General features: G+C 68.0%; 1 protein-coding gene. It reads right to left on the bottom strand.

The annotated features are described in order from the left end of the window. A partial coding sequence (locus tag ABD323_RS43795) for a glycoside hydrolase family protein (protein WP_344447579.1) occupies positions 1 to 610 on the bottom strand: 610 nt, incomplete at both ends.

Below are 610 nucleotides of genomic sequence, written 5' to 3'. Positions count from 1 at the left end.
GTGGTGATCGCGGCCTTCCAGGCGTTCAGCGCCGCCTTCGGCGAGCCATCGTGGTAGCGCAGGCCGTAGAACTTCGAGCGCTGGCCCTTGTCCTTCTCGGTGCCGTCGTCCTTGTCGGCGAACCAGAACACCGCCGCGATGTGCTTGTTGGCGGCCGCAGCCGGGATGGTGTCCAGGGCGAAGTCGGCCTGGAAGGCCTCGGTCACGTGGGTGGCGTCCGGCGGGATGGTCTTGCCGTCGGCGGCGCTGCCGGGGCCGTTGGTCGGCGCGCCGGTCTCGGTCAGCCAGATCGGCAGGTTGGGCGTGCCGTAGGTCTCCAGCACGGCCATCAGGTTGCTCTTGGTGGTGCTGATGTCCTCGAAGGCGGTGCCGAAGTCGGTCTTGGCGCTGGGCAGATGGGGATAGGTGTAGGGGTGGTAGGCGATCGCGTCCACCAGCTTGTTGCCGCCCAGCTTGCAGACCTCGGTGAGGAACTCGCTGTGCGAGATGTAGTTCTTCGCCGGGTAGGTGCCGACCGCCGCCAGCCCGCCCATCACCAGGGCGATCAGGGTCGCGACGACGGCGTACCGCAGCGAGTTGGCGACCGCTTCCAGCGGCGGTACGAGGAAGG

Origin of the sequence: Kitasatospora nipponensis (assembly GCF_039528135.1) — a bacterium.
In the GTDB taxonomy this organism is placed as follows: Bacteria; Actinomycetota; Actinomycetes; order Streptomycetales; family Streptomycetaceae; genus Kitasatospora; species Kitasatospora nipponensis.
The sequence above is the reverse complement of the archived record's forward strand: the minus strand, read 5'-3'. Positions and strand labels throughout refer to the sequence as shown.